This window comes from Delftia sp. ASV31 (genome assembly GCF_016428765.1).
Classification (GTDB): Bacteria; Pseudomonadota; Gammaproteobacteria; order Burkholderiales; family Burkholderiaceae_C; genus Comamonas; species Comamonas acidovorans.
Genome location: NZ_JAELTK010000001.1, coordinates 1 through 20,615, shown reverse-complemented (window position 1 = coordinate 20,615; position 20,615 = coordinate 1). Strand labels below are relative to the sequence as shown.

General features: G+C 67.8%; 20 protein-coding genes. 9 read left to right on the top strand and 11 right to left on the bottom strand.

Annotated elements, in window-relative coordinates; genetic code table 11:
* Position 1 precedes the first annotated feature (1 nt).
* The 8 genes from recO (at position 2) to purT (ending at position 6,994) form a co-directional block, all read left to right on the top strand.
* A complete protein-coding gene (gene recO, locus JHD82_RS00100; protein WP_012207058.1) occupies positions 2 to 772 on the top strand; it encodes a DNA repair protein RecO in 771 nt (256 codons plus the stop codon).
* Positions 769 to 1,542 carry a pyridoxine 5'-phosphate synthase gene (locus tag JHD82_RS00095; protein ID WP_199135083.1) on the top strand — a complete coding sequence of 258 codons (774 nt, stop codon included), beginning with the start codon at positions 769 to 771 and terminating at the stop codon, positions 1,540 to 1,542. Before recO ends, JHD82_RS00095 begins: the two co-directional genes overlap by 4 nt.
* 20 nt (positions 1,543 to 1,562) lie before the next feature.
* The gene (gene acpS, locus JHD82_RS00090) at positions 1,563 to 1,958 is read left to right on the top strand and encodes a holo-ACP synthase (protein ID WP_012207056.1); all 396 of its coding nucleotides are present in this window, start codon (positions 1,563 to 1,565) and stop codon (positions 1,956 to 1,958) included.
* 59 nt (positions 1,959 to 2,017) lie between these two features.
* The gene (nagZ, locus tag JHD82_RS00085) at positions 2,018 to 3,109 is read left to right on the top strand and encodes a beta-N-acetylhexosaminidase (RefSeq protein WP_199135082.1); all 1,092 of its coding nucleotides are present in this window, start codon (positions 2,018 to 2,020) and stop codon (positions 3,107 to 3,109) included.
* Positions 3,110 to 3,220: 111 nt separating this feature from the next.
* The gene (locus tag JHD82_RS00080) at positions 3,221 to 4,318 is read left to right on the top strand and encodes a 6-phosphofructokinase (protein ID WP_012207054.1); all 1,098 of its coding nucleotides are present in this window, start codon (positions 3,221 to 3,223) and stop codon (positions 4,316 to 4,318) included.
* Positions 4,319 to 4,325: 7 nt separating this feature from the next.
* On the top strand, positions 4,326 to 4,985 hold the full coding sequence (locus tag JHD82_RS00075; RefSeq protein ID WP_199135081.1) for a cold shock and DUF1294 domain-containing protein: 660 nt from the start codon (positions 4,326 to 4,328) through the stop codon (positions 4,983 to 4,985).
* Positions 4,986 to 5,003: 18 nt separating this feature from the next.
* The gene (locus JHD82_RS00070) at positions 5,004 to 5,666 is read left to right on the top strand and encodes an N-methyl-D-aspartate receptor NMDAR2C subunit (protein ID WP_199135080.1); all 663 of its coding nucleotides are present in this window, start codon (positions 5,004 to 5,006) and stop codon (positions 5,664 to 5,666) included.
* A gap of 110 nt (positions 5,667 to 5,776) precedes the next feature.
* Positions 5,777 to 6,994 carry a formate-dependent phosphoribosylglycinamide formyltransferase gene (purT, locus tag JHD82_RS00065; RefSeq protein ID WP_016451185.1) on the top strand — a complete coding sequence of 406 codons (1,218 nt, stop codon included), beginning with the start codon at positions 5,777 to 5,779 and terminating at the stop codon, positions 6,992 to 6,994.
* Between the two features lie 69 nt (positions 6,995 to 7,063).
* On the opposite strand, the gene JHD82_RS00060 is transcribed toward purT, so the two are convergent.
* From JHD82_RS00060 to JHD82_RS00040, 5 genes are all read right to left on the bottom strand, one after another.
* Complete coding sequence (locus JHD82_RS00060; protein WP_013801006.1) at positions 7,064 to 7,732, bottom strand: mechanosensitive ion channel family protein; 669 nt, start codon at positions 7,730 to 7,732, stop codon at positions 7,064 to 7,066.
* Between the two features lie 108 nt (positions 7,733 to 7,840).
* Complete coding sequence (locus JHD82_RS00055; protein WP_012207049.1) at positions 7,841 to 8,923, bottom strand: diguanylate cyclase domain-containing protein; 1,083 nt, start codon at positions 8,921 to 8,923, stop codon at positions 7,841 to 7,843.
* Positions 8,924 to 9,034: 111 nt separating this feature from the next.
* Positions 9,035 to 10,051: a hypothetical protein gene (locus JHD82_RS00050; RefSeq protein WP_199135079.1), complete on the bottom strand. Its 1,017-nt coding sequence runs from the start codon at positions 10,049 to 10,051 to the stop codon at positions 9,035 to 9,037.
* Between the two features lie 92 nt (positions 10,052 to 10,143).
* Positions 10,144 to 11,703 (bottom strand): lysine--tRNA ligase, encoded by a 1,560-nt coding sequence (gene lysS / locus JHD82_RS00045; RefSeq protein WP_199135078.1) that lies wholly within the window; start codon positions 11,701 to 11,703, stop codon positions 10,144 to 10,146.
* Between the two features lie 245 nt (positions 11,704 to 11,948).
* Positions 11,949 to 12,623 carry an LON peptidase substrate-binding domain-containing protein gene (locus JHD82_RS00040; protein WP_199135077.1) on the bottom strand — a complete coding sequence of 225 codons (675 nt, stop codon included), beginning with the start codon at positions 12,621 to 12,623 and terminating at the stop codon, positions 11,949 to 11,951.
* A 90-nt stretch (positions 12,624 to 12,713) separates the two neighbouring features.
* Between JHD82_RS00040 and JHD82_RS00035 the strand changes: the two genes are divergently transcribed.
* Complete coding sequence (locus JHD82_RS00035; protein WP_043782705.1) at positions 12,714 to 13,271, top strand: YggT family protein; 558 nt, start codon at positions 12,714 to 12,716, stop codon at positions 13,269 to 13,271.
* Between the two features lie 77 nt (positions 13,272 to 13,348).
* Here JHD82_RS00035 and accD read toward each other — a convergent pair whose 3' ends face one another.
* From accD to JHD82_RS00005, 6 genes are all read right to left on the bottom strand, one after another.
* On the bottom strand, positions 13,349 to 14,224 hold the full coding sequence (gene accD / locus JHD82_RS00030) for an acetyl-CoA carboxylase, carboxyltransferase subunit beta (RefSeq protein ID WP_012207044.1): 876 nt from the start codon (positions 14,222 to 14,224) through the stop codon (positions 13,349 to 13,351).
* Between the two features lie 65 nt (positions 14,225 to 14,289).
* Complete coding sequence (trpA, locus tag JHD82_RS00025) at positions 14,290 to 15,099, bottom strand: tryptophan synthase subunit alpha (RefSeq protein ID WP_199135076.1); 810 nt, start codon at positions 15,097 to 15,099, stop codon at positions 14,290 to 14,292.
* Complete coding sequence (gene trpB, locus JHD82_RS00020) at positions 15,096 to 16,352, bottom strand: tryptophan synthase subunit beta (protein ID WP_012207042.1); 1,257 nt, start codon at positions 16,350 to 16,352, stop codon at positions 15,096 to 15,098. The genes trpA and trpB overlap by 4 nt, the downstream gene beginning before the upstream one ends.
* On the bottom strand, positions 16,330 to 17,052 hold the full coding sequence (locus JHD82_RS00015) for a phosphoribosylanthranilate isomerase (RefSeq protein ID WP_199135075.1): 723 nt from the start codon (positions 17,050 to 17,052) through the stop codon (positions 16,330 to 16,332). Before JHD82_RS00015 ends, trpB begins: the two co-directional genes overlap by 23 nt.
* 32 nt (positions 17,053 to 17,084) lie before the next feature.
* Positions 17,085 to 17,933, bottom strand: coding sequence for a tRNA pseudouridine(38-40) synthase TruA (gene truA / locus JHD82_RS00010; protein ID WP_012207040.1), 849 nt, complete (start codon positions 17,931 to 17,933; stop codon positions 17,085 to 17,087).
* A 113-nt stretch (positions 17,934 to 18,046) separates the two neighbouring features.
* Positions 18,047 to 20,615, bottom strand: a 2,569-nt coding sequence (locus JHD82_RS00005; protein WP_199135074.1) for a FimV/HubP family polar landmark protein, incomplete at its 5' end; no start/stop codon positions are given.

Here is a 20,615-nt window from a genome sequence, read left to right as displayed (position 1 = left end):
CATGGCTAGCGCCAAGCGTGTCTCGGATGAGCCGGCCTATGTACTGCACAGCTATGACTGGAGCGAGTCCAGCCTGATCCTCGAGGTCTTCACGCGGCACCGGGGCCGCGTGGCGCTGGCAGCCAAGGGCGTCAAGCGCCCGACCTCGAACTTTCGCCCCGTGCTGCTGCCGCTGCAGCCGCTGAGCCTGAGCTACAGCCTGGGCGGCGAGGGCAATGCCGAGATCCACACCCTCAAGGGTGCCGAGTGGGTGGGCGGCCATGTCATGCCCCAGGGCGACGCCCTGATGTCGGGCCTGTACCTCAACGAACTGTTGATGCGCCTGCTGGCGCGAGACGATCCCTATGCGGCGCTTTTCGACATCTATGCCGGCGTGGTGCGCGTGCTGGCGGGCCAGCATGGCGATGCCATCGAGCCCGTGCTGCGCACCTTCGAGCTGCTGCTGCTGCGCGAACTGGGCCATCTACCCGCCTTGAACGAGGAAAGCGCCACGCTGGCGCCGCTGGCCGAAGGCCGCCGCTATGCGCTGGTGGCCGAAGGCGGCCTGCGCCCGGCGCTGCAGGGCGAGCGCGCCGTGCTGGGCGCTGCGCAATGGCAGGCCATTGAAAGCGCGCTGCAGGCCCGGCAGGCCTTCAATGCCACGCTGCATGTGGTGGCCCAACCCGAGCAGGCGCTGGCCCTCAAGCCCCAACTGAGGGCCCTGCTGCAATACCATTGCGGCAGTCCCATGCTGCGCACCCGCCAGCTGATGATGGATCTGCAATCGCTATGAATCTTTCCCACGCTTCGCAGCGCACGGCGCTGTCGGTCAATGTCAACAAGGTTGCGCTGCTGCGCAACACGCGCCACCTGGGCATTCCCAGCGTGACGCGCGCCGCGCGCATCTGCCTGGAGGCCGGTGCCCAGGGCATCACCATCCATCCGCGTCCCGACCAGCGCCATATCCGCAGCGAGGATGTCTATGAACTGCAGGCGCTGATGACACAGTGGCCGCAGGCGGAGTTCAACATCGAGGGCAACCCGACGCAGAACCTCATGGACTTCATCCGCGACACGCGCCCGCACCAGGCCACCTTCGTGCCCGACAGCGAGGACCAGTTCACCAGCGACCATGGCTGGAACTTCCCGCAGGACGCCGAGCGCCTGAAGCCGCTGATTGCCGAATGCCGCCAGCTGGGCGTGCGCGTCAGCCTGTTCATGGACCCCGTGCCCGCCCAGATGGCCGCTGCGCGCGCCGTGGGTGCCGACCGGGTCGAGCTGTATACCGAACCCTACGCAGCTGCCTGGGGCACGGCAGACCAGGAAGCGCAACTGCACGCCTATGCGGCGGCGGCCCGGGCGGCTTTGGATGCCGGGCTGGGCATCAATGCCGGCCACGACCTCAGCCGTGACAACCTGGCCGCCTTCGTGGCGCGCGTGCCGGGCCTGCTCGAAGTCTCCATCGGCCATGCGCTGATCGCCGACGCGCTGGAGCTGGGCTACGCCGAAACCGTGCGCGCCTACCAGCAGTGCATAGACCAGGGCATGGCGGCGCGCGCCTGAAGCTTTCGCGGAGCGAATCCATGATCTACGGCATCGGTACCGACATCTGCGACGTGCGCCGCATCCGCGCCAGCCTGGAGCGCCATGGCGACCGTTTCGCCGAGAAGGTGCTGGCCGAGGGCGAGCTGGCCACCTGGCGTGCCCGCCGCGCGCGCTGGCCTGAGCGCGGCATCCGCTTCGTGGCCACGCGCTTTTCCGCCAAGGAGGCCTTTTCCAAGGCCATAGGCATGGGCATGGTCATGCCCATGACCTGGCGCAGTTGCGAGGTCATCAAACTGCCCAGTGGCCAGCCTGCCATCGTGCTGCACGGCGCGCTCAAGGAATGGTTCGAGGCGCGCAACCTGCAGGTGCACCTGTCCGTGACCGACGAGAGCGACTACGCGGCCAGCTTCTGCGTGGTCGAGCGCCGCGCCTGATACCCGGCCAGCGTGACGCTGGCTTTTTTGACTCCACAGGATTCATAGGAACTCCCGGCATGACCGAGCACGCACCCCTCATCATCGACATCGCCGGCAAGGCACTCACCGATGTGGACCGCCAGCGCCTGGCACATCCGCTGGTCGGCGGCATCATCCTCTTTGCCCGCAACTGGGAAAGCCGCGAGCAGCTGGTGCAGCTGTGCGCCGATATCAAGGCGGTCAAGCCCGATTTGCTGATCTGCGTGGACCATGAGGGCGGGCGCGTGCAGCGTTTTCGCGCTGACGGCTTCACGCACCTGCCGCCCATGCGCGCCTTCGGCCAGATGTGGATGGACGACGGCAAGGGCAGCAAGCACCGGGAAGGCAGCGGTGCCATGGCTGCCATGAATGCCGCCACGGCGGCCGGCTACGTGCTGGGCACCGAGCTGCGTGCCTGCGGCGTGGATTTCAGCTTCACCCCGGTGCTGGACCTTGACTACGGTGCCAGCAGCGTCATCGGCGACCGCAGCTTCCACCGCGACCCGCGCGTGGTGGCCGCGCTGGCCCGCAGCCTCATGCACGGCCTGCTGCAGGCCGGCATGGGCAACTGCGGCAAGCACTTTCCCGGCCACGGCTTCGTCAAGGCTGATTCGCATGTGGACATTCCGGTCGATGGACGCAGCCTCACCGCCATCCTGGGCGAGGACGCCGCGCCCTATCCCTGGTTGTCCAGCGTGCTCACGGCCGTGATGCCGGCCCATGTGATCTACCCCAAGGTGGACAAGCGCCCGGCCGGTTTTTCTGCCAAGTGGCTCAAGGACATCCTGCGCAGCCGCCTGCGCTACGACGGCGCCATCTTCAGCGACGACCTGAGCATGGAGGGCGCGCGCCGCATCGACGGCCAGCTCATCGGCTATACCGACGCGGCCCTGGCCGCGCTGGAGGCGGGCTGCGACATGGTGCTGCTGTGCAACCAGAGCCTGGGCCTGGGCGAGCATGTGGACGAGCTGCTGGCCGGCATGGAGGCCGCGCAGCGCAGCGGCCGCTGGCAGCCCGATGCCGACAGCGAATCGCGCCGCGTGGCCCTGCTGCCGGAGACCGTGCCCCAGCCCTGGGACGACCTCATGCGCCAGCCTGCCTATCTGCAGGCGCTGGACCTGCTGCCTTGATGGATTGAAGGACGCCGCCGCTGGCCGCTCCGAAGGCCAAGGCGGGCTTTGCAAAGGCATGTGCGTGTCGTAAAGGGCGCGTCGGCCGGTGTTTCACAGGAGAGTTTTCCCATGCGCGTTGGCGTGCTGACCGGAGGTGGCGACTGCCCCGGCCTGAATGCGGTGATCCGTGCGGTCACCAAGTCCCTGATCAACCACGGCCAGTGCGAGGTGCTGGGCATTGCCGACGGCTTCGAGGGTCTGATGCTCGACCCGCCCGGCGTCAAGCCGCTGGGCTGGGACGAGGTCTCGGGCATCCTGCATGTGGGCGGCACCATCCTGGGCACCAGCAACAGTGCCAACCCCCTGCGCGATGCGGCCACGCTGGAGCATGTGGGCCGCAATGTCCGGGCGCTGGGCCTGGACGTGGTGGTGGCCATCGGCGGCGACGGCACCATGAGCCTGGCGCATGGCCTGGCCGAACAGGTGGGACTGACCTGCGTGGGCGTGCCCAAGACCATCGACAACGACATTGCCAATTGCGAGCGCAGCTTTGGCTTCGACACCGCCGTGGCCACGGCCACCGAGGCGCTGCGCCGCATCGAGAGCACGGCCAACAGCCACCACCGCGTGATGATCGTCGAGACCATGGGGCGCCATGCCGGATGGCTGGCGCTGGAGGCCGGCATTGCCGGTGCGGCCGACGTCATCCTGCTGCCCGAGATCGATTTCGACCTGCAGGCCATCGTCGATTTCTGCCGGGGCCGCGAGCAGCGCCAGCGTTACACCATCATCTGCATCGGCGAGGGCGCCAAGGAAAGCGGCGCCAGCCTCACGGTGCGCGAGCGCATCGAGCAAAGCCCCGACCCGGTCCGCCTGGGCGGTGTCGGCCATGTGCTGCGCGAGCGCCTGCAGCCCCACCTCAGGAGCGAGGTGCGCACCACGGTCCTCGGCCATGTACAGCGCGGCGGCGACCCCACGCCCTTTGACCGCGTGCTGGCCACGCAGTACGGTCACCATGCGGCGCAACTGGTGCTGTCGGGGCGCTTCGGCCGCATGGTCACGCTGCAGGGTGGCGAGATCGGCAGCGTGGAAATCTCCCGCGTGGCCAACACCCAGCGCACCGTGCCCCTGGACCACGGCCTGCTCACCATGGCGCGCGACATAGGCATTTGCCTGGGCGAGCCATGCAAGCAGGATGCGCGGCCGGCCGCAGCCGGCAGCCACTGAGCCCGCCATGCGGCAGCAGGGACGTCTCACGGGTTGGAAGGACGAGCAGGGCTTTGGCTTCATCGAACCCGATGGAGGCGGCGCGCAGGTCTTTGTCCATATCAAGTCCTTCACCGATCGCCGCCGCAGGCCCGAGGGCGGAGAGCGCGTCAGCTACGTGCCCAGCCGCAACGCCCAGGGAAAATGGCGCGCGCAGGATGTGGCCTTCATTGACGAACCAAGGACCGGCCGCCCGCAGCCTGCGCGGCGACGCCGTGCCGGCATGCCTTCGCGGCCTCAGCCGCCTGTGCGAGGCCCGGTGGCGGTGGGCCTGGCCGCTGCCTTCTTCTGCGTGCTGCTGGCTGTTGGCTGGAGCGGCCGCATGCCCTGGACACTGGTCGGCCTGTATGCGGCGGCAAGCTTTGTGACCTTCATGGTCTATGGATTCGACAAGTCCGCCGCCAGGCACGACCGCTGGCGCACCAGCGAAAGCCGTCTGCACCTGCTGGCACTGCTGTGCGGCTGGCCCGGCGCGCTGCTCGCGCAAGGGCTGCTGCGGCACAAGTCCAGCAAGGCCTCTTTCCAGTTGGTGTTCTGGATCACCGTGGTGCTCAACTGCGGCCTGCTGGCATGGCTGCTGTCATCGGCAGGTGCGCCGCTGCGGGCGCTGGCGCCCGGCATCTTCTGAAAATTGAAGGAACTGGCGATGACCCATGCCGGACCATGGCCCGAAATGCCCACCGCAAACGATGCATCGCTGCAGACCTGGCAGGCGTCTTGGGAGAGCGCCTGGTCCGCACTGGGTGCCAGCGCTCCGCAGCCTGTGCTGGCCGAGCTGCTGCAAAGCTACAGCGAGCCCCAGCGCCACTACCACACGCTGCAGCATCTGGGCGAGGCCATGGGCCTGCTGCAACCGGCGCTGGGCCTGGCCGCGCACCCCGGCGAAGTGGCTCTGGCGCTGTGGTTCCATGACGCTGTCTACCAAACGCAAGCCAAGGACAACGAGGCGCGCAGCGCCGACTGGGCCGCCGCCGTGCTGCGCGGGCAGGGTCTGCCGGCGGAAGTGGCCGGGCGCGTGCACGGCCTGATCATGGCGACCTGCCACGCTGCACAGCCATCCGGAATCGACGCCCAACTGCTGGTGGATGCCGACCTGGGCATTCTCGCGGCCGACCCTCTGCGGTTTGCCGAATACGAAGTGCAGGTGCGGGCCGAATACGAATGGGTGCCCTTGCCGCTGTACCGCGCCAAGCGCCGCGAGGTGCTGCAGGGCTTCATGCAGCGCGAGGCCATCTACTGCACTGACTGGTTCCGGCAACGGCTGGAGGCGCGGGCGCGGCGCAACCTCGCGCAGGCGCTGGGTTTGTAGGCGGCGCCTGCGTCGGCGTCCTATGATCGGGGGCTGCTGCGGGCCGTGCAGGCCTGCCTCCCTCTCTTTCTTATCTTGCCCAGGCTCCGCCTGGCTCACAGGACGCGCAGATGACCACCCTTGGAACCCCTTACTCCCCCCATGCCACCAAAGTCATGCTGCTGGGCAGCGGCGAACTCGGCAAGGAAGTGCTGATCGCGCTGCAGCGCCTGGGCGTGGAAACCATTGCCGTGGACCGCTACGAGAACGCGCCCGGCCAGCAGGTGGCCCACCACGCGCGTACCATCACCATGAGCGATCCGGCCCAGCTCAAGGCCTTGATCGAGGCCGAGAAGCCCGACCTGGTCGTGCCCGAGATCGAGGCCATTGCCACGCCCATGCTCGAAGAGCTGGAAGCAGCCGGTGTGGTCACCGTGATCCCCACGGCCCGCGCCGCGCGCCTGACCATGGACCGGGAAGGCATCCGCCGCCTGGCCGCCGAGACGCTGGGCCTGGCCACCAGCCCTTATCGCTTCTGTGATTCGCAGCAGGAGCTGCAGGCCGCCATCGACGGCACCGATGGCCAGCCCGCTATCGGTTTCCCCTGCGTGGTCAAGCCCGTGATGAGCAGCTCGGGCAAGGGCCAGAGCAAGCTGGACGGCCCGGACGACGTGGCCAAGGCCTGGGACTACGCCATGGCCGGCGGCCGCGTGAGCCATGGCCGTGTGATCGTCGAAGGCTTCATCGACTTCGACTACGAAATCACCCAGCTCACGGTGCGCGCCAAGGGTGCGGACGGCCAGGTGCAGACGCATTTCTGCGATCCGATCGGCCACATCCAGCAGTCCGGCGACTATGTGGAGAGCTGGCAGCCCCATCCCATGCACCCGGCGGCGCTGCAGAAGTCGCGCGACATCGCCAAGGCGGTGACCGATGACCTGGGCGGCCTGGGCCTGTTTGGCGTGGAGCTGTTCGTCAAGGGCGAGCAGGTCTGGTTCAGCGAAGTCTCGCCGCGCCCGCACGACACGGGGCTGGTCACGCTGGCCACGCAGTGGCAAAGCGAGTTCGAGCTGCATGCGCGCGCCATTCTGGGCCTGCCCGTGGATGCCTCGCTGCGCAACCCAGGCGCCAGCGCCGTGATCTATGGCGGGCAGGATGCCGAAGGCCTGGTGTTCGACGGCGTGGACGAAGCCCTGGCCGTGCCGGGCACGGACCTGCGCCTGTTCGGCAAGCCAGAGAGCTTCGTCAAGCGCCGCATGGGCGTGGCCCTGGCGCGCGCCCAAGACGTGGAGCAGGCGCGCACCAACGCCAAGCTGGCCGCCAGCAAGGTCCGGCCGCGCAAGCCCTGAGGCGCGCTGCTCAATGGCGAAGCCGCCGTCCCTTTGCCGGGCGGCGGCTTTTTTCATGCGGTGTCGGCCTTAGTTGGTCGTGTGCATGGGCGGCTGCGAGGGCTGGGCATCATGCGGCGTGGTCAGCCGGATGGCGCGCTCCTCCTCGCCATGGCTGGCATGCTCGCCATCCACACCCAGGCCGCCCTTCCAGCGCCGGACCACGCGCTGGAAGATCAGCGAGTTGGGGATCTGCAACAGGTTGGGCGAGCCATCGGGCGCATGGGCGTCCTGCAAGGTGGTGTAGAGCATGTTGATGTCGATCACGCGGCCCTTGGCACCGGGCTTTTCAGCCGTGTCCAGCACCTCTATGTAGTCGCCCAGGCGAAAGGGCCCGACGATGACGATGAGCAGGGCGCAGAACAGGTTGGACAGCACGCTCCAGGCTGCGAAGAAGGCCACGGCGCCCACGGTGGCAAAGCCGGTGAATGCCGTCCACAGCACGGTGGCCGAGACGCCCAGGCGCTCCAGCACCAGAGGCACGGTGGCGGCAATCAGAATCCAGCGGAACACGCCGCGCAGCGGCACCAGCAGCTCCGGCGGCAGGCCGTAGTGCCGGCCTGCGCGAGCGATCAGCCGGCGAACCAGGCGATTGAGCAGCCAGGCCGCACCGATGATCAGCAGGATCTGGGCACCGGGGATGATGAACTCCAGCCAATCCTGCATCCAGGTGGGCAGGTGCGCTTGAAAACGACGCATAACTTCAAACATTCAGGAAACAGGAATCCGCTTTCGGGACCCGGATGCGCAGCTCGCGCGCGCCCGGCATTGAGCTGCGATCGTAAGCGCAGGCGCAAGGCCCGGCAGTCAGGTGCGGCGCTGCTCCACCGTGTCCATCTGCATCTCGAAGCTGAAGAAGCGGTCGCGTCCCTGCGCCTTGGCCGCGTACAGTGCCTGGTCGGCGCGCATGAGCATGGCTTCGGCGCTGGTGTATTCGTCGGGAATGCAGGTGGTGATGCCGCCCGACAGCGTGAGACCCGATTCATGGGGCGAATCGGGGTGGCGTATGCGCAGCACGCGCAGCATCTGGCCCACGGCGCGCGCAAACGTCATGGCGCCCGAGCGTGGTGTGCGCGGCAGGATGAGCGCGAATTCCTCGCCGCCATAGCGCGCGGCCACGTCACGGGGGCGCACGCAGACCTCGCGCAGCAGGCGGCCGATCTGTTTCAGGCATTCATCGCCATGCACGTGGCCATAGGTGTCGTTGTAGCGCTTGAAATGGTCCAGGTCGCAGAGCATCAGCGTCAGCGGCTGGCCTTCGCGGCGGGCCGAGGCGATCTCTGCATGCAGGATGCGGTCGAAGCCTCGGCGGTTGACCAGGCCCGTGAGCTGGTCGAGCTCGACCATTTCATTGAGCTTCTGGTTGGCCTCGTGCAGCTCGGCCGACAGCGATACCAGGCGCCTGCGCATATCCAGCAGGCGGCGCATGGCGCGCAGCTTGGCCACGAGCACGATGGGCTTGACGGGCTTGACCAGGTAGTCGTCGCCTCCAGCCTCGATGCCGCGCCACACATCCAGGTCATTGTCCAGGCCGGACAGGAAGATGACGGGCGTCCACTCGCCGGGCTCGGCCTCGCGCAGCTGCCGGGCGACCCAGTAGCCATCCTCGCCGGGCAGACGGATGTCCAGCAGCACCAGGTCGGGGCGCTGCTCGCGGAACAGCACCAGGGCGCTGGGGCCATCGGCGGCCTCCAGCACGCGGGTCACACCTGCGTGCAGCAGCTCGCTGACCAGGCTGGTGCGCACCGAGGCCTGGTCTTCCACGACCAGCACGCAAAAGGGCGCGGACTCGTCCGTCGGCTTGGCGAAGCGTGCTCCGCTGGGCTCGATTGCGGGGGAGTCAGCGCTGTCGGTGGGCAGGGGAGGTGGAGCGGGGGGCATGGCCTTCATGGTTGCGAAACCAGGAATGGATCAAGGGGCCGCGCAGTGCGCGGCGTGGGGATGGCGCCAGTGTAAGTCGGGTGTCGCGTCCGTGTGCGATTGTGTGCAACGGGGCTTTTGCTAGGCCAGCGGCAGATCCGTGCGGGCGCGGCTGGCCTCGTCATGCCACTGCACAAAGGCGTCGGCAGCCGGGCAGATGCGCGGGTTGCCCAGTTGCTGCAGCAGCCTGCAGGCAGCAAAGCCCTGGGCTTTGCTGTCATAGGCAAGTGCCCACTGGCGGCGCTCCTCTTGCCGGTCTTCGGGAACGGGCCAGCTGCGCAGCGAGGTGGATAGGCCGGTCAGGCCCATGCGCCAGGGCTTGCCGGAGACACGTGCGCGAAAGCATTGCTGGCGCTCGCACAGCAGGGCATAGAGCGGGTCCACCTGCAGGGCGTCGAACAGCCGCCCGACGGCCGGATCGTCCGATGCGAAATCGGCATGCGTGACGATGACGCGCAGGCCCTTGGGTGTTTCGTAGACGCGCAGGCCCCAGTCGGGGTGGCTTTGGTGGAAGGTCTGGACGCGCTCCATGGCGCGCGTGGCCGGCGAGTCCGTGGCCGCACGCCGGCGCGCCTGGCGTGCTTCCCACCAGCGCTGCACGCGCCGCATGGCCAGGAACAGCAGCAGCACGACCAGTGCCGTGGCCACCATCCGCGAATTGTTCTTGTGCGGTGCCAGCCGGGCCAGCCAGATGGCGACCGAAGCCAACAACAGCAGGGTCACGACGGGAAAGCGCACGGCGCTGGGCGGCTCGGGCAGGTCGATATCGGCGATGGCCACGCGCTCGGTGTTCAGGCAGTGGGCGCCGTAGCTGTTGCGCGTCATCACCGTGCCGTCGCGGCGCTGCAGGACTTCTTCGCGGATGGGGGTGGTGAAGCCGTCGAGCGCGTACTCGTTCTTCCATTCCATGCGGGGCTCGCCCTTTGGAAGCGCCGCATTGCGGGCGGCTTCCAGGGCCTGGCCAGCACGCTCCTGTGCGTGGGCCTGGGCGGCTTCCTGGCTGGTGTCGGACCATCCCCAGCGCTGGACGGTGATGCCGTGGGTGGGGCGGCTTTCATGCCGCAGGCGCGCCTGCGCCCAGTAGGTGGGGATGTGCATGGCGAGCCAGTATAGGGAAAAGCCGCCTGGCTCCCAAGGGAACGCAGGCGGCTTCAGTTGGCAACGCGCGCAGGCGCTGGATGCCGTGGGTTTTACTGTTCGCGGCGCAGGGCGGGGAACAGGATGACGTCGCGGATGCTGGCGCTGTCGGTCAGCAGCATCATCAGGCGGTCGATGCCGATGCCGCAGCCGCCCGTGGGGGGCATGCCGTACTCGAGGGCACGCACGAAGTCGTGGTCGAAGTACATGGCTTCGTCGTCGCCACCGTCCTTGGCCTGGACCTGGGCGTTGAAGCGCGCGGCCTGGTCCTCGGCGTCGTTGAGTTCGGAGAAACCGTTGCCGAATTCGCGGCCCGTGATGTACAGCTCGAAGCGCTCGGTGACCTCGGGGCGCTCGTCATTGGCGCGTGCCAGCGGCGAGATCTCGGTGGGGTGCTCCATGATGAAGGTGGGCTGCCAGAGCTTTTCTTCCACCACTTCCTCGAAGTACAGCACCTGCAGGCTGGCCAGGGTGCGGGTGGACAGGCGGTCCTTTTCTTCCGTCATGCCCAGCTTGCGCAGCGCATTGGTCAGCCATTCGCGGTCGGCCACCTTGTCGCCCGCCTCGGTGAACTTGACGATGGCCTCGGGAATGGTCAGGCGCTGGAAGGGCTGGGACAGGTCCACGGGCTTGCCACCGTAGGTCAGCTGCAGCGTACCCACGGCCTTTTGCGCGGCGTCGCGCACCAGGGCCTCGGTGTAGTCCATCAGGTCGCGGTAGTTCCAGTAGGCCGCGTAGAACTCCATCATGGTGAACTCGGGGTTGTGGCGAACCGAGATGCCTTCGTTGCGGAAGTTGCGGTTGATCTCGAACACGCGCTCGAAGCCGCCGACCACCAGGCGCTTGAGGTACAGCTCGGGCGCGATGCGCAGGTACATCTCCTGGTCCAGCGCGTTGTGGTGGGTGACGAAGGGCTTGGCGTTGGCGCCGCCGGGAATGGGGTGCAGCATGGGCGTTTCCACTTCCAGGAAGCCGTGCTCCACCATGAATTCGCGGATGCCCGAGACGGCCTTGCTGCGTGCGATGAAGCGGCGGCGGGCCTGCTCGTCCATCATCAGGTCCACATAGCGCTGGCGCACCTTCTGCTCCAGGTCGGCCATGCCGTGGAACTTGTCGGGCATGGGACGCAGGCTCTTGGTGAGCAGGCGCAGCGTCAGCACCTTGACCGACAGCTCGCCGGTCTTGGTCTTCATCAGCGTGCCCTCGGCGCCCAGGATATCGCCCAGGTCCCAGCGCTTGAAGGCCGCATAGACCTCCTCGCCCACGGTGTCGCGCGTGATGTACAGCTGGATGCGGCCGTGCGTGGGGCCCAGCGATCCGTCCTGGATGGTGGCAAAGCTGGCCTTGCCCATGACGCGCTTGAGCATCATGCGGCCGCCCAGGCTGACCTGCACGGCTTCGGCGTCCAACTGCTCGGCGCTCTTGTCGGCATGGGCCTGCTGCAGCGCCTCGGCGCGGTCGGCGGGCTTGAAGTCGTTGGGGAAGGCCACGCCGCCCTGTTCACGGACCTGTTCGCGCAGGGCCTTGAGTTTTTCGCGGCGCTCGGCGATGAGTTGGTTTTCGTCCTGGGGAGCGGTCTGGTCCGCTGCGGATGGGGTGTTGTGTTCGGTCATGACAATGAGCGCCAGCGCAAAACGCCGAGGGGCCGGAAAAAAGCCGGGGGAAAAAAGCGGGAAAAGCCGAAAAAAGCCAGGCGCAAAGGGCGGGAGGGTGCAGAGGCGGCAGCAAATGCCACCGGCAAGCCCCGCAGCTGGCGGGCTGAATCCGCGATTTTAAGTTTTTTGGCGCGCTTTCGGTGCGCGGTGCTGCCAATGTGCCGGACGCCGCTGCGGTATGACGTCGCAGTCTTGCCAATTCGTCAGTGCCCGGCGGACTGGGAGCCGGGTGCCGGGCCCGGGGCATGGCCTATGCCGCTGCGCTCCAGCACATCGGCCACGAGCTCCAGCCGCACCAGCGGGCTGTCCAGCGCCATCAGTTGCTGCTTGATGGAGACCGGCATGGGCAGCAGCTCGGTCCAGCGGTTGGCCACCCAGCCGCAGTCGCCCATCTGTTCGGCGCTGGGCAGTCGGGCATGGTCGGCGTCTGTGGAGCGCGCGTGCAGCTGCATCAGCACCTGGGCCAGGGCCTGGGCGGTGGCGAGCAGGTGGCCGGGGATGGGCACGGCGGCATCGGCAGGCAGCATCTGCACATCGGCCACCCACAGGCCGTGTGGCAGCTGGCGGTGCTCCTGCATGCGAAAGCGCTGCGTGCCTTCGCACTGCAGGTGCAGCAGGCCGGGCTGGGGCTGCTGCAACTGGACGATGCGGGCCAGCGTGCCCACGGCGTGCAATTGCTCGGCGGCCGCGCCGGCCTTGCGCACTTCGCTGCCGGCCTGCAGCGCCACCACGCCGAAGGGAGCGCCCGTGCGCTCGCACTTGCGGATCATGTCCAGGTAGCGGACTTCAAAGACGCGAAGGCTCAGCAGGCCTTGGGGAAAGAGGACGCTGCCCAGGGGGAACAGCGGCAGGGAGTGCAGTGCGGTAGGGGCGGTCATGTGATGGGCGGGATGCGGCAGCTATCATCCCATGCTGTGCCAAGGCCGGATGGCCGTGGTCCGATCTTCCTCCCGCAGTCCTACAACGCCATGCTTTTTCAGATCGTTTCCTTTTTGCTCGACGTGGTCGTTGGCCTGTTGACCGGCGTCTGCCTGCTGCGCATGTACATGCAGGCCCAGCGCGTGCCCTTCGGCAACCCCGTGGGGCAACTGGTGTTTGCGCTGTCCGACTGGATCGTGATGCCGCTGCGCCGCATCATCAAGCCGGCCGGGCGCTGGGATATGTCCAGCCTGATCGCCGCCTTCCTGCTGCAGCTGCTGCAGTTCGTGCTGCTGTGGCTGTTGATGGGTGGGCAGTCCACCGTGGTTGCCCTGCCCTGGCTGGCGCTGTGCGGCCTGGCGCGCGTGGCGCTGTCGGGCATGGTGGGCGTGCTGCTGATATATGCCATCTTGTCGTGGGTGCAGCCGCAGTCACCGATGTATGGCGTGCTGCAGCGCCTGTCCGAGCCGATGCTGCGGCCCATCCGCCGTGTTGTTCCGCTGATCGGCGGTATCGATCTGTCGGCACTGGTGGCTCTGGTGCTGCTGCAGATCGCGCTGATGGTGCTGGCGTATATCCAGGGATCGGGCCTGATGCTGCTGGCCTGATTTCCCTGGTTTCCTGGACGTGAAAAAGCCGCCGCAGGCATCAACCTGCGGCGGCTTTTTTGTGTCTGCGCGAGGCTTTACTGGACCGCGTCGGCCGGCAGGCGCTGCAGCATGGCAAGCGATGCGGCGATGCGGTCGCGCAGCTCGCGGCGGTCCACGATCATGTCCACGGCGCCCTTGTCCTGCAGGAACTCGGCGCGCTGGAAGCCTTCGGGCAGCTTCACGCGCACGGTGGTCTCGATCACGCGCGGGCCGGCGAAGCCGACCAGGGTCTTGGGCTCTGCAATGACGATATCGCCGACGAAGGCAAAGCTGGCGGAGACGCCACCGAAGGTGGGATCGGTCAGCACCGAGACGTAGGGCAGGCCCTTCTTGGCCAGGCGCGTGAGCGCTGCATTGGCCTTGGCCATCTGCATCAGGCTCAGCAGGCCTTCCTGCATGCGCGCACCGCCCGTGGCGGTGAAGCAGATGAAGGGGACCTTTTGCTCGATGGCGGTCTCGACACCGCGCACGAAGCGCTCGCCGACCACGGAGCCCATGGAGCCGCCCATGAATTCGAACTCGAAGCAGGCTGCGACCACGTTGACGCTCTTGATGGCGCCGCCCATGACGACCAGGGCATCGGTCTCGCCGGTGTTCTCCAGCGCTTCCTTGAGGCGCTCGGGGTACTTGCGGCTGTCCTTGAACTTCAGGGCATCGACGGGGATGACTTCCTGGCCGATTTCATAACGGCCTTCGGCATCCAGGAAATGGTTCAGGCGGGCGCGGGCGCCGATGCGGTGATGGTGGCTGCAGCTGGGGCAGACGTTCTGGTTTTTCTCCAGATCGGCCTTGTAGAGCACGGTCTCGCAGCTCGGGCACTTGATCCACAGACCCTCGGGGATCTGCTGGTGGCGATCCGTGGGGTTGGTTTGCTGGATTTTGGCAGGCAGGAGTTTTTCAAGCCAGGACATGGTGTTTCCTTTTCAGGCGCAGGGCATGCGGCACCGGGCCGCATGCAAGGGCTGCATTATGCGACCTACGCGTCGAGTGCCTTGCGCACGCCGCGCAGGAAGTCGATGGTCAGGGGGACGATCTTTTCGTGGGGCTGGCCGTCCAGCATCTCGATGATGCGGCTGCCGATGACCACGGCATCGGCCACCCGGCCAATGGCCTGGGCCGTGGCCGCGTCGCGGATGCCGAAGCCCACGCCCACGGGAATGCTCACATGCTCGCGGATGCGCGGCAGCATGGCTTCCACGGCCGCCGTGTCGAGCGTGCCTGCTCCGGTCACGCCCTTGAGCGAGACGTAGTAGACATAGCCGCTGGCCACGCGCGCCACCTGCTGCATGCGCTCGGTGGTGGAGGTGGGCGCCAGCAGGAAGATGAGGTCCATGTCGCGCGCACGCAGTTGCGCGGCGAATGCCTCGCACTCCTCGGGCGGGTAGTCCACGATGAGCAGGCCGTCGACGCCGGCCTCGGCCGCATCGTCCACGAAGCGGTCCTTGCCGTGGATCTGGTCGTAGCGCTCCACCGGGTTGGCGTAGCCCATCAGCACCACGGGCGTGGTCTGGTTCTTCTGGCGGAACTCGCGCACATAGGCCAGCACCTGCACCAGGCCCACGCCATTGGCGATGGCGCGGTCGCCTGCCTTCTGGATGGTGGGGCCGTCGGCCATGGGGTCCGAGAAGGGCACGCCCAGCTCGATCACGTCGGCGCCGGCCTCCACCATGCCGTGCATCAGCGACGGCGTGATGGCCGCGAACGGGAAGCCTGCGGTGATGTAGGGGATCAGGGCCTTGCGGCCTTCTTCCTGGAGTTTGGCGAAAGTCGTGGTGATGCGGCTCATTGAGCTGCTCCTCCCTTGACCGTGAGCCCGCGCATGGAGGGACGGTCGTAGTAATCGGCGCCCGAGAGGTCGGCCACGGTGCCGATGTCCTTGTCGCCGCGACCGGACAGGTTCACGAGGATGGACTGGTCGGCGCGCATGGTCTTGGCCAGTTGCATGGCATAGGCCACGGCATGGCTGGACTCCAGGGCGGGAATGATGCCTTCGGTGCGGCACAGGTAGTGGAAGGCGTCCAGCGCCTCCTGGTCGGTGATGCCCACGTACTGGGCCCGGCCCAGTTCCTGCAGCCAGGCGTGCTCGGGGCCGACGCCGGGGTAATCGAGCCCGGCGCTGATGCTGTGCGTTTCGGTGATTTGGCCGTTCTCGTCCTGCAGGATGAAGGTGCGGTTGCCGTGCAGCACGCCGCTGCTGCCGCGCTGCAGCGAGGCCGAGTGCTTGCCGCTGTCCAGGCCTTCGCCGGCCGCCTCCACGCCGATCAGGCGCGTGTTCTCGAACGGGATGTAAGGATGGAAGATGCCCATGGCATTGCTGCCGCCGCCCACGCAGGCGACCACGGCATCAGGCTGGCGGTCGGCGCCCAGGAATTCGGGCATCTGCGTCAGGCATTCCTCGCCGATGACCTTCTGGAAGTCGCGCACCATTGCCGGGTAGGGATGGGGGCCGGCCACGGTGCCGATGATGTAGAAGGTGTTGTCCACGTTGGCCACCCAGTCGCGCATGGCCTCGTTGAGCGCGTCCTTGAGCGTGCGGCTGCCCGACTCCACCGGCACCACCGTGGCGCCCAGCAGGCGCATGCGGTAGACGTTGGGGCTTTGGCGTTTCACGTCCTCGGCACCCATGTAGACGATGCATTCGAGGCCGTAGCGCGCGCAGATGGTGGCCGTGGCCACGCCGTGCTGGCCCGCGCCGGTCTCGGCAATGATGCGGGGCTTGCCCATGCGCCGGGCGAGCATGGCCTGGCCGATCACGTTGTTGATCTTGTGCGCGCCCGTGTGGTTGAGGTCTTCGCGCTTGAGGTAGATCTGCGCGCCGCCCATCTCGCGCGACATGCGTGCCGCGTGGTAGACGGGCGAGGGACGGCCGACGAAGTGGGCCAGCTCGGACTGGAATTCGGCAACGAATTCCGGGTCGTTCTGGTACTTGGCGTAGGCATCGCGCAGCTCGGTCAGAGCGTGTGTCAGGGTTTCGCTGGCAAAGCTGCCGCCGAAGCGGCCGAAGTGGCCGGATGCGTCAGGGTACTGGTATTCGAACATGGCTTGTCTGCAAAAGTTGGTCATCGGCCGCGCGCACGGCGGCGATGAATCGGTGTATCTTGCCGGCGTCCTTGATGCCCCTGAGGGGCTTGCCGTCGGGACCATCGGCCTCGACGCCGGAACTGACATCAACGGCCAGCGAGAGTCCTCGCGGGCGCACTTGCAAGATGCCATCGGTCACGTTTGCAGGCGTGAGTCCACCAGACAAAACGAGGTGAGAGGCGACGTTTGGTGGAAGGAGTGACCAATTGAATGCTTTTCCGCCACCACCATAGCCGTCGACATGGGCGTCGAGCAGTATGGCCTGGGCTTTCGAGTAACGCTGGGCATATTCTACGAGGTCGAAGCGCGCGGCGTCGGGACCAAGGGGAATGCGTGCGGCGCGCAGGAAGGCGCGGGTGCCGCCCGATGTGGCGGCAAGGCAGTCCTCGGGGGACTCGTCGCCGTGGAACTGCACGCAGGCGCCCGGGATGGCGGCGCAGGCAGCCATCACGTTGGCGGCGCTTTCATTGACGAACAGCAGCACCGGGGTCACGAAGGGCGGCAGGCGCCGCGCCAGTTGTGCAGCGCGCTGCACCGTCACGGCGCGCGGACTGGGGGCGTAGAGCACAAAACCCACGGCATCGGTGCCCGCAGCCACGGCGGCGTCCACGTCCTGTTCGCGGGTGAGTCCGCAGATCTTGATTCGAGTGCGCTGCATGGGGGCTGAAGAATGGGGGAGGGCTTGTCCGTTCACGGGAGCCAATCATAGGCCGGGCTGCGCGAAGGAAGGCCCCATGAAGGATCGTATACGGGGCCCAGAAAGTACAGGCCGTCGGGCGAGAAGGTGGGCGCGGCGGCATCGCGGGAACGGGCGTCCAGTACCTGCTGCATCCACTGCGGCGCATACGTGCCCTGGCCGATGGCGATCAGGCAGCCCATGATGTTGCGCACCATGTGGTGGAGGAAGGCGCTGCCTTCGAACTCGAAGCGCCAGTAGCAGCATTCCATGGCCGCATCGCCGGGGCGCATGGAGCTGGCTGCGGCCATCTGGGCGCCATCGCCTGCCATGCGGCGGGTGATGGACAGGCGGTGCAGCGTCTTGACGGGGGACTTGGCCTGGCAGCCCGATGCGCGGAACGAGCTGAAGTCGTGCTCGCCCAGCAGGTGCCGGGCGGCGGCCTGCATGGCGTCACCATCGAGCGCATGGAACACCCAGCCCACGCGCCCGGCCTCCACGCTGGGGCGCACGGGCGATTGCAGCAGCACATAGGCATAGCGCCTTGCCGTGGCACAGGCGCGCGAATGGAAGGCATCGGGCACGGGCTGGGCCCATTGCACGGCAATGTCCGGCGGCAGGAAGGTGTTGGTGCCTCGGACCCAGGAGAACGGGGCCCTGTCCAGCGGCGTGTCGAAGTGGACGACCTGCATGAGGCCGTGCACGCCGGCATCGGTGCGGCCCGCGCAGAGGGTGTGCACCTCCTGAGCGGCAAAGCGGCCCAGGGCCGCTTCGAGATGGTCTTGAATGGTGTTGCCAGACAGCTGGCTTTGCCAGCCGCTGTAGCGCTGGCCGTTGTAGGCGACGCCGAGGGCTACGCGCATTGCGAGGCCTCCGGCATGGGTTGGGTGTGCATCAAGTTGTCAGTTTTCCATGGCGGCTTGCGCCACCCTGTCACGCGAAACCGGTGCGGCGCCTGGGCAGGCGCCGCCGGGCTTCAATCTATCTCGGCCAGCAGGCGCTGGGCCTTGGCCTTGAGATCGCCGTGGGCCTCGGCGATCACTTCCTCGATCAGTGTACGGGCTCCGTCACTGTCGCCGATGGCGTTGAATTCCTGGGCCAGAGCGAGCTTGGTGGCCAGCGGGTCTTCAGGGGCCGAGGGCGGGGTTGCCACGGCAGGGGTGTCGTTGCCCAGGTCCAGGGACAGGCTGCCCAGGTCGAATTCCAGCGACTCGGCCGGTTCGGGCTTGGCCTTGGCCGCCGTCTCCAGCACGCCGCCTGCCTGGGGCGTTGCCTGCGTTGGGGTGGGTGCCTCCGTGCTCAGGCCTTCCAGGTTGAACTCCATGGCGTCCAGCGACAGCAGCTCGGTCTTGGCATGGCTGTCGTCCGTGGTGGAGCTGGTCAGGGGCGAGGGCTCGGTGGCCGGGAAGCTGTCGGCCGCCTGTGTGCCGGGCATGTCCAGCGACAGCATCTCGGTCGGCTGCATGCCGTCCATGGCATTGCTGTGGTTCAGGGCGTCCGTCAGCGAGGCGTGGGCCGTGGGCTGGAAGCCGGGCATGTCCAGCGATGCAACGGGTGGCTCGACGTGGGGCTCGATGCGAGGTGTGTCGTCCTTTGCGGAGGGCGTGGCTTCCAGCGGCGCGCGCAGCGTGGGCTCCAGCGCTGCGAAGTCCTGTTCGCTGGGCATGGGGGCCGGTGCGGGCAGGGGGCTGGCGTGCTGCGCGGGCAGGCTGGCATCGGCCAGGCCGCCGGGCAGGTCCATGTTGAGGTCCATGTCCAGGTCCATGGGCAGGGTGGCAGGGCCTTCGCGGTGCGCATCCATGTCCAGGGGGCGGCTGGCCAGCGAGGCGGCAGCCAGTCCGGCAGCAGCCACTGCGGCGCCGCCGGCAGCGGCGGCACCAGACAGGGGCGCGGCGCCTGCAGGCTGGTAGAGGGCGTTTTCCGGGTCCAGGATGCGGCCCTGGTCGGCCAGACGCTGCCAGTCCACGCCCTTGCCCTGGGTCAGGCCATGCAGGGTCTGCGCGACGGCCTCGAAGGCCTTGCGGTCATGGCGCTTGGCGTAGATGTCGGCCAGCTTCTGGTGCAGAGCGGTGCGGTTGGGGTCGGTGCGCAGCGCTTCCTTGAGGATTTCCTCTGCCTGCAGGTCGCGGCCATAGGCCAGGTAGACGTCGGCCTCGGCCACGGGGTCCACATCGCCCGCATCAAGCTGGCTGGGCGAGTAATGCATGGAGGTGCCGGACAGCTGGCTCGATGTGCCGGTGTCCACTCGTTGGCCGCCGCTGGCGCCAAAGAAGGAGTCGGCTGCCAGCTGGCTGTCGCCAAAGGCGCTTTCGCTGGAGGCGGCAGCGGCGCGGCGGCGCTGCATGACGCGGTAGCCGCCATAGCCCAGCAGCAGGGCCAGCAGGGCAGCACCGGCCAGCGGGATGGTGGGGTCTTCCAGCAGCGTATCGATGAAGCTGGGCTCGGCGATCGGTGCTGCGGGAGCGGGTGCCGGCTTGGGCTTCGGCGGCTCGGCCGGAGCGGGCGTGGCGGGCGCGGCTTCTGCTGCGGGCGCTGCGGAGCCGGCTGCATTGGCTGCGGCGTCTGGAGCAGCGGTGGGCGCAGCGGCCGCAGCAGTTGCATCGGCAGGCGCTGCCGGGGCCGCGGGAGTTGTCTGGGGTGCTGCAGCTTCAGGCGCTGCAGGCACGGTCGGCGCGCCCGGCACAGCGACGCCGTTTGCCGTGCCGCTGGCTGCCGAGGCAGGTGCTGCAGCAGCACCTTCGGCGGGCTTGGTGGCGGCGGCGATCTGGCTCAGCTCGGACATGTTGCGCTGCAACTCGGCCGTGCGCGATGCCTGGTCGTCCGACTGCTTTTGCTTGGCCAGGCGCTCATCGGCTTCCACGCCCTTGACGGCGCCCTTGGACAGCGTGAGCTTGTCGGGTGCTGCGGTGGACGGCTTGCGGTCTTCGACCTGGGCCTGGACGCTGCCCGATGCTTCGCGGTTGGCGGAGGCCACGGGCGCGGCCGGCGCGGCGCTGGCCAGCTGGCGGCGGAACTGGTTGAAATCGCGGGACTGGGCGGCAACGATCTGGCGCGCTTCGCGCGGCGAGGTGGCCTGGGCCGTGGCTTCGTCCGGCACGGTGAGCACGGCACCGGAGCGCATGCGGTTCACATTGCCGTTGATGAAGACCTTGGGATTGGTGCGCAGCATGGCCACCAGCATCTGGTCCAGCGAAACGCCGGCTGGCAGGTGGGCGGCGGCGATGCGGCCTGCCGTGTCCCCGGCCTTGATGCGGACTTCGGAGGCTTCGGACGGCGCGGGAGCCGCTGCGGCGCGCTCGCGGGCTGCCGGGGCGGAACGGCGCGCGGCTGCTGGCGCGGGGCGGCTTTCCTCGGTGTTGCCTGCAGCGGCTTGCGAGGGGGCTGCGCGGCGCGGCGCTGCGGCAGGCTCGGGTGCCGAGGCCTGGGCTGCAGCCGTCACGGCAGGCGGGAGCTTTTGCAGGTTGGGCGGATCCAGCAGCAGGGTGTAGTTGCGCTGCAGGTTGCCCGAGGCCCAACTGGCGTCGATCACCAGATCGACAAAGGGT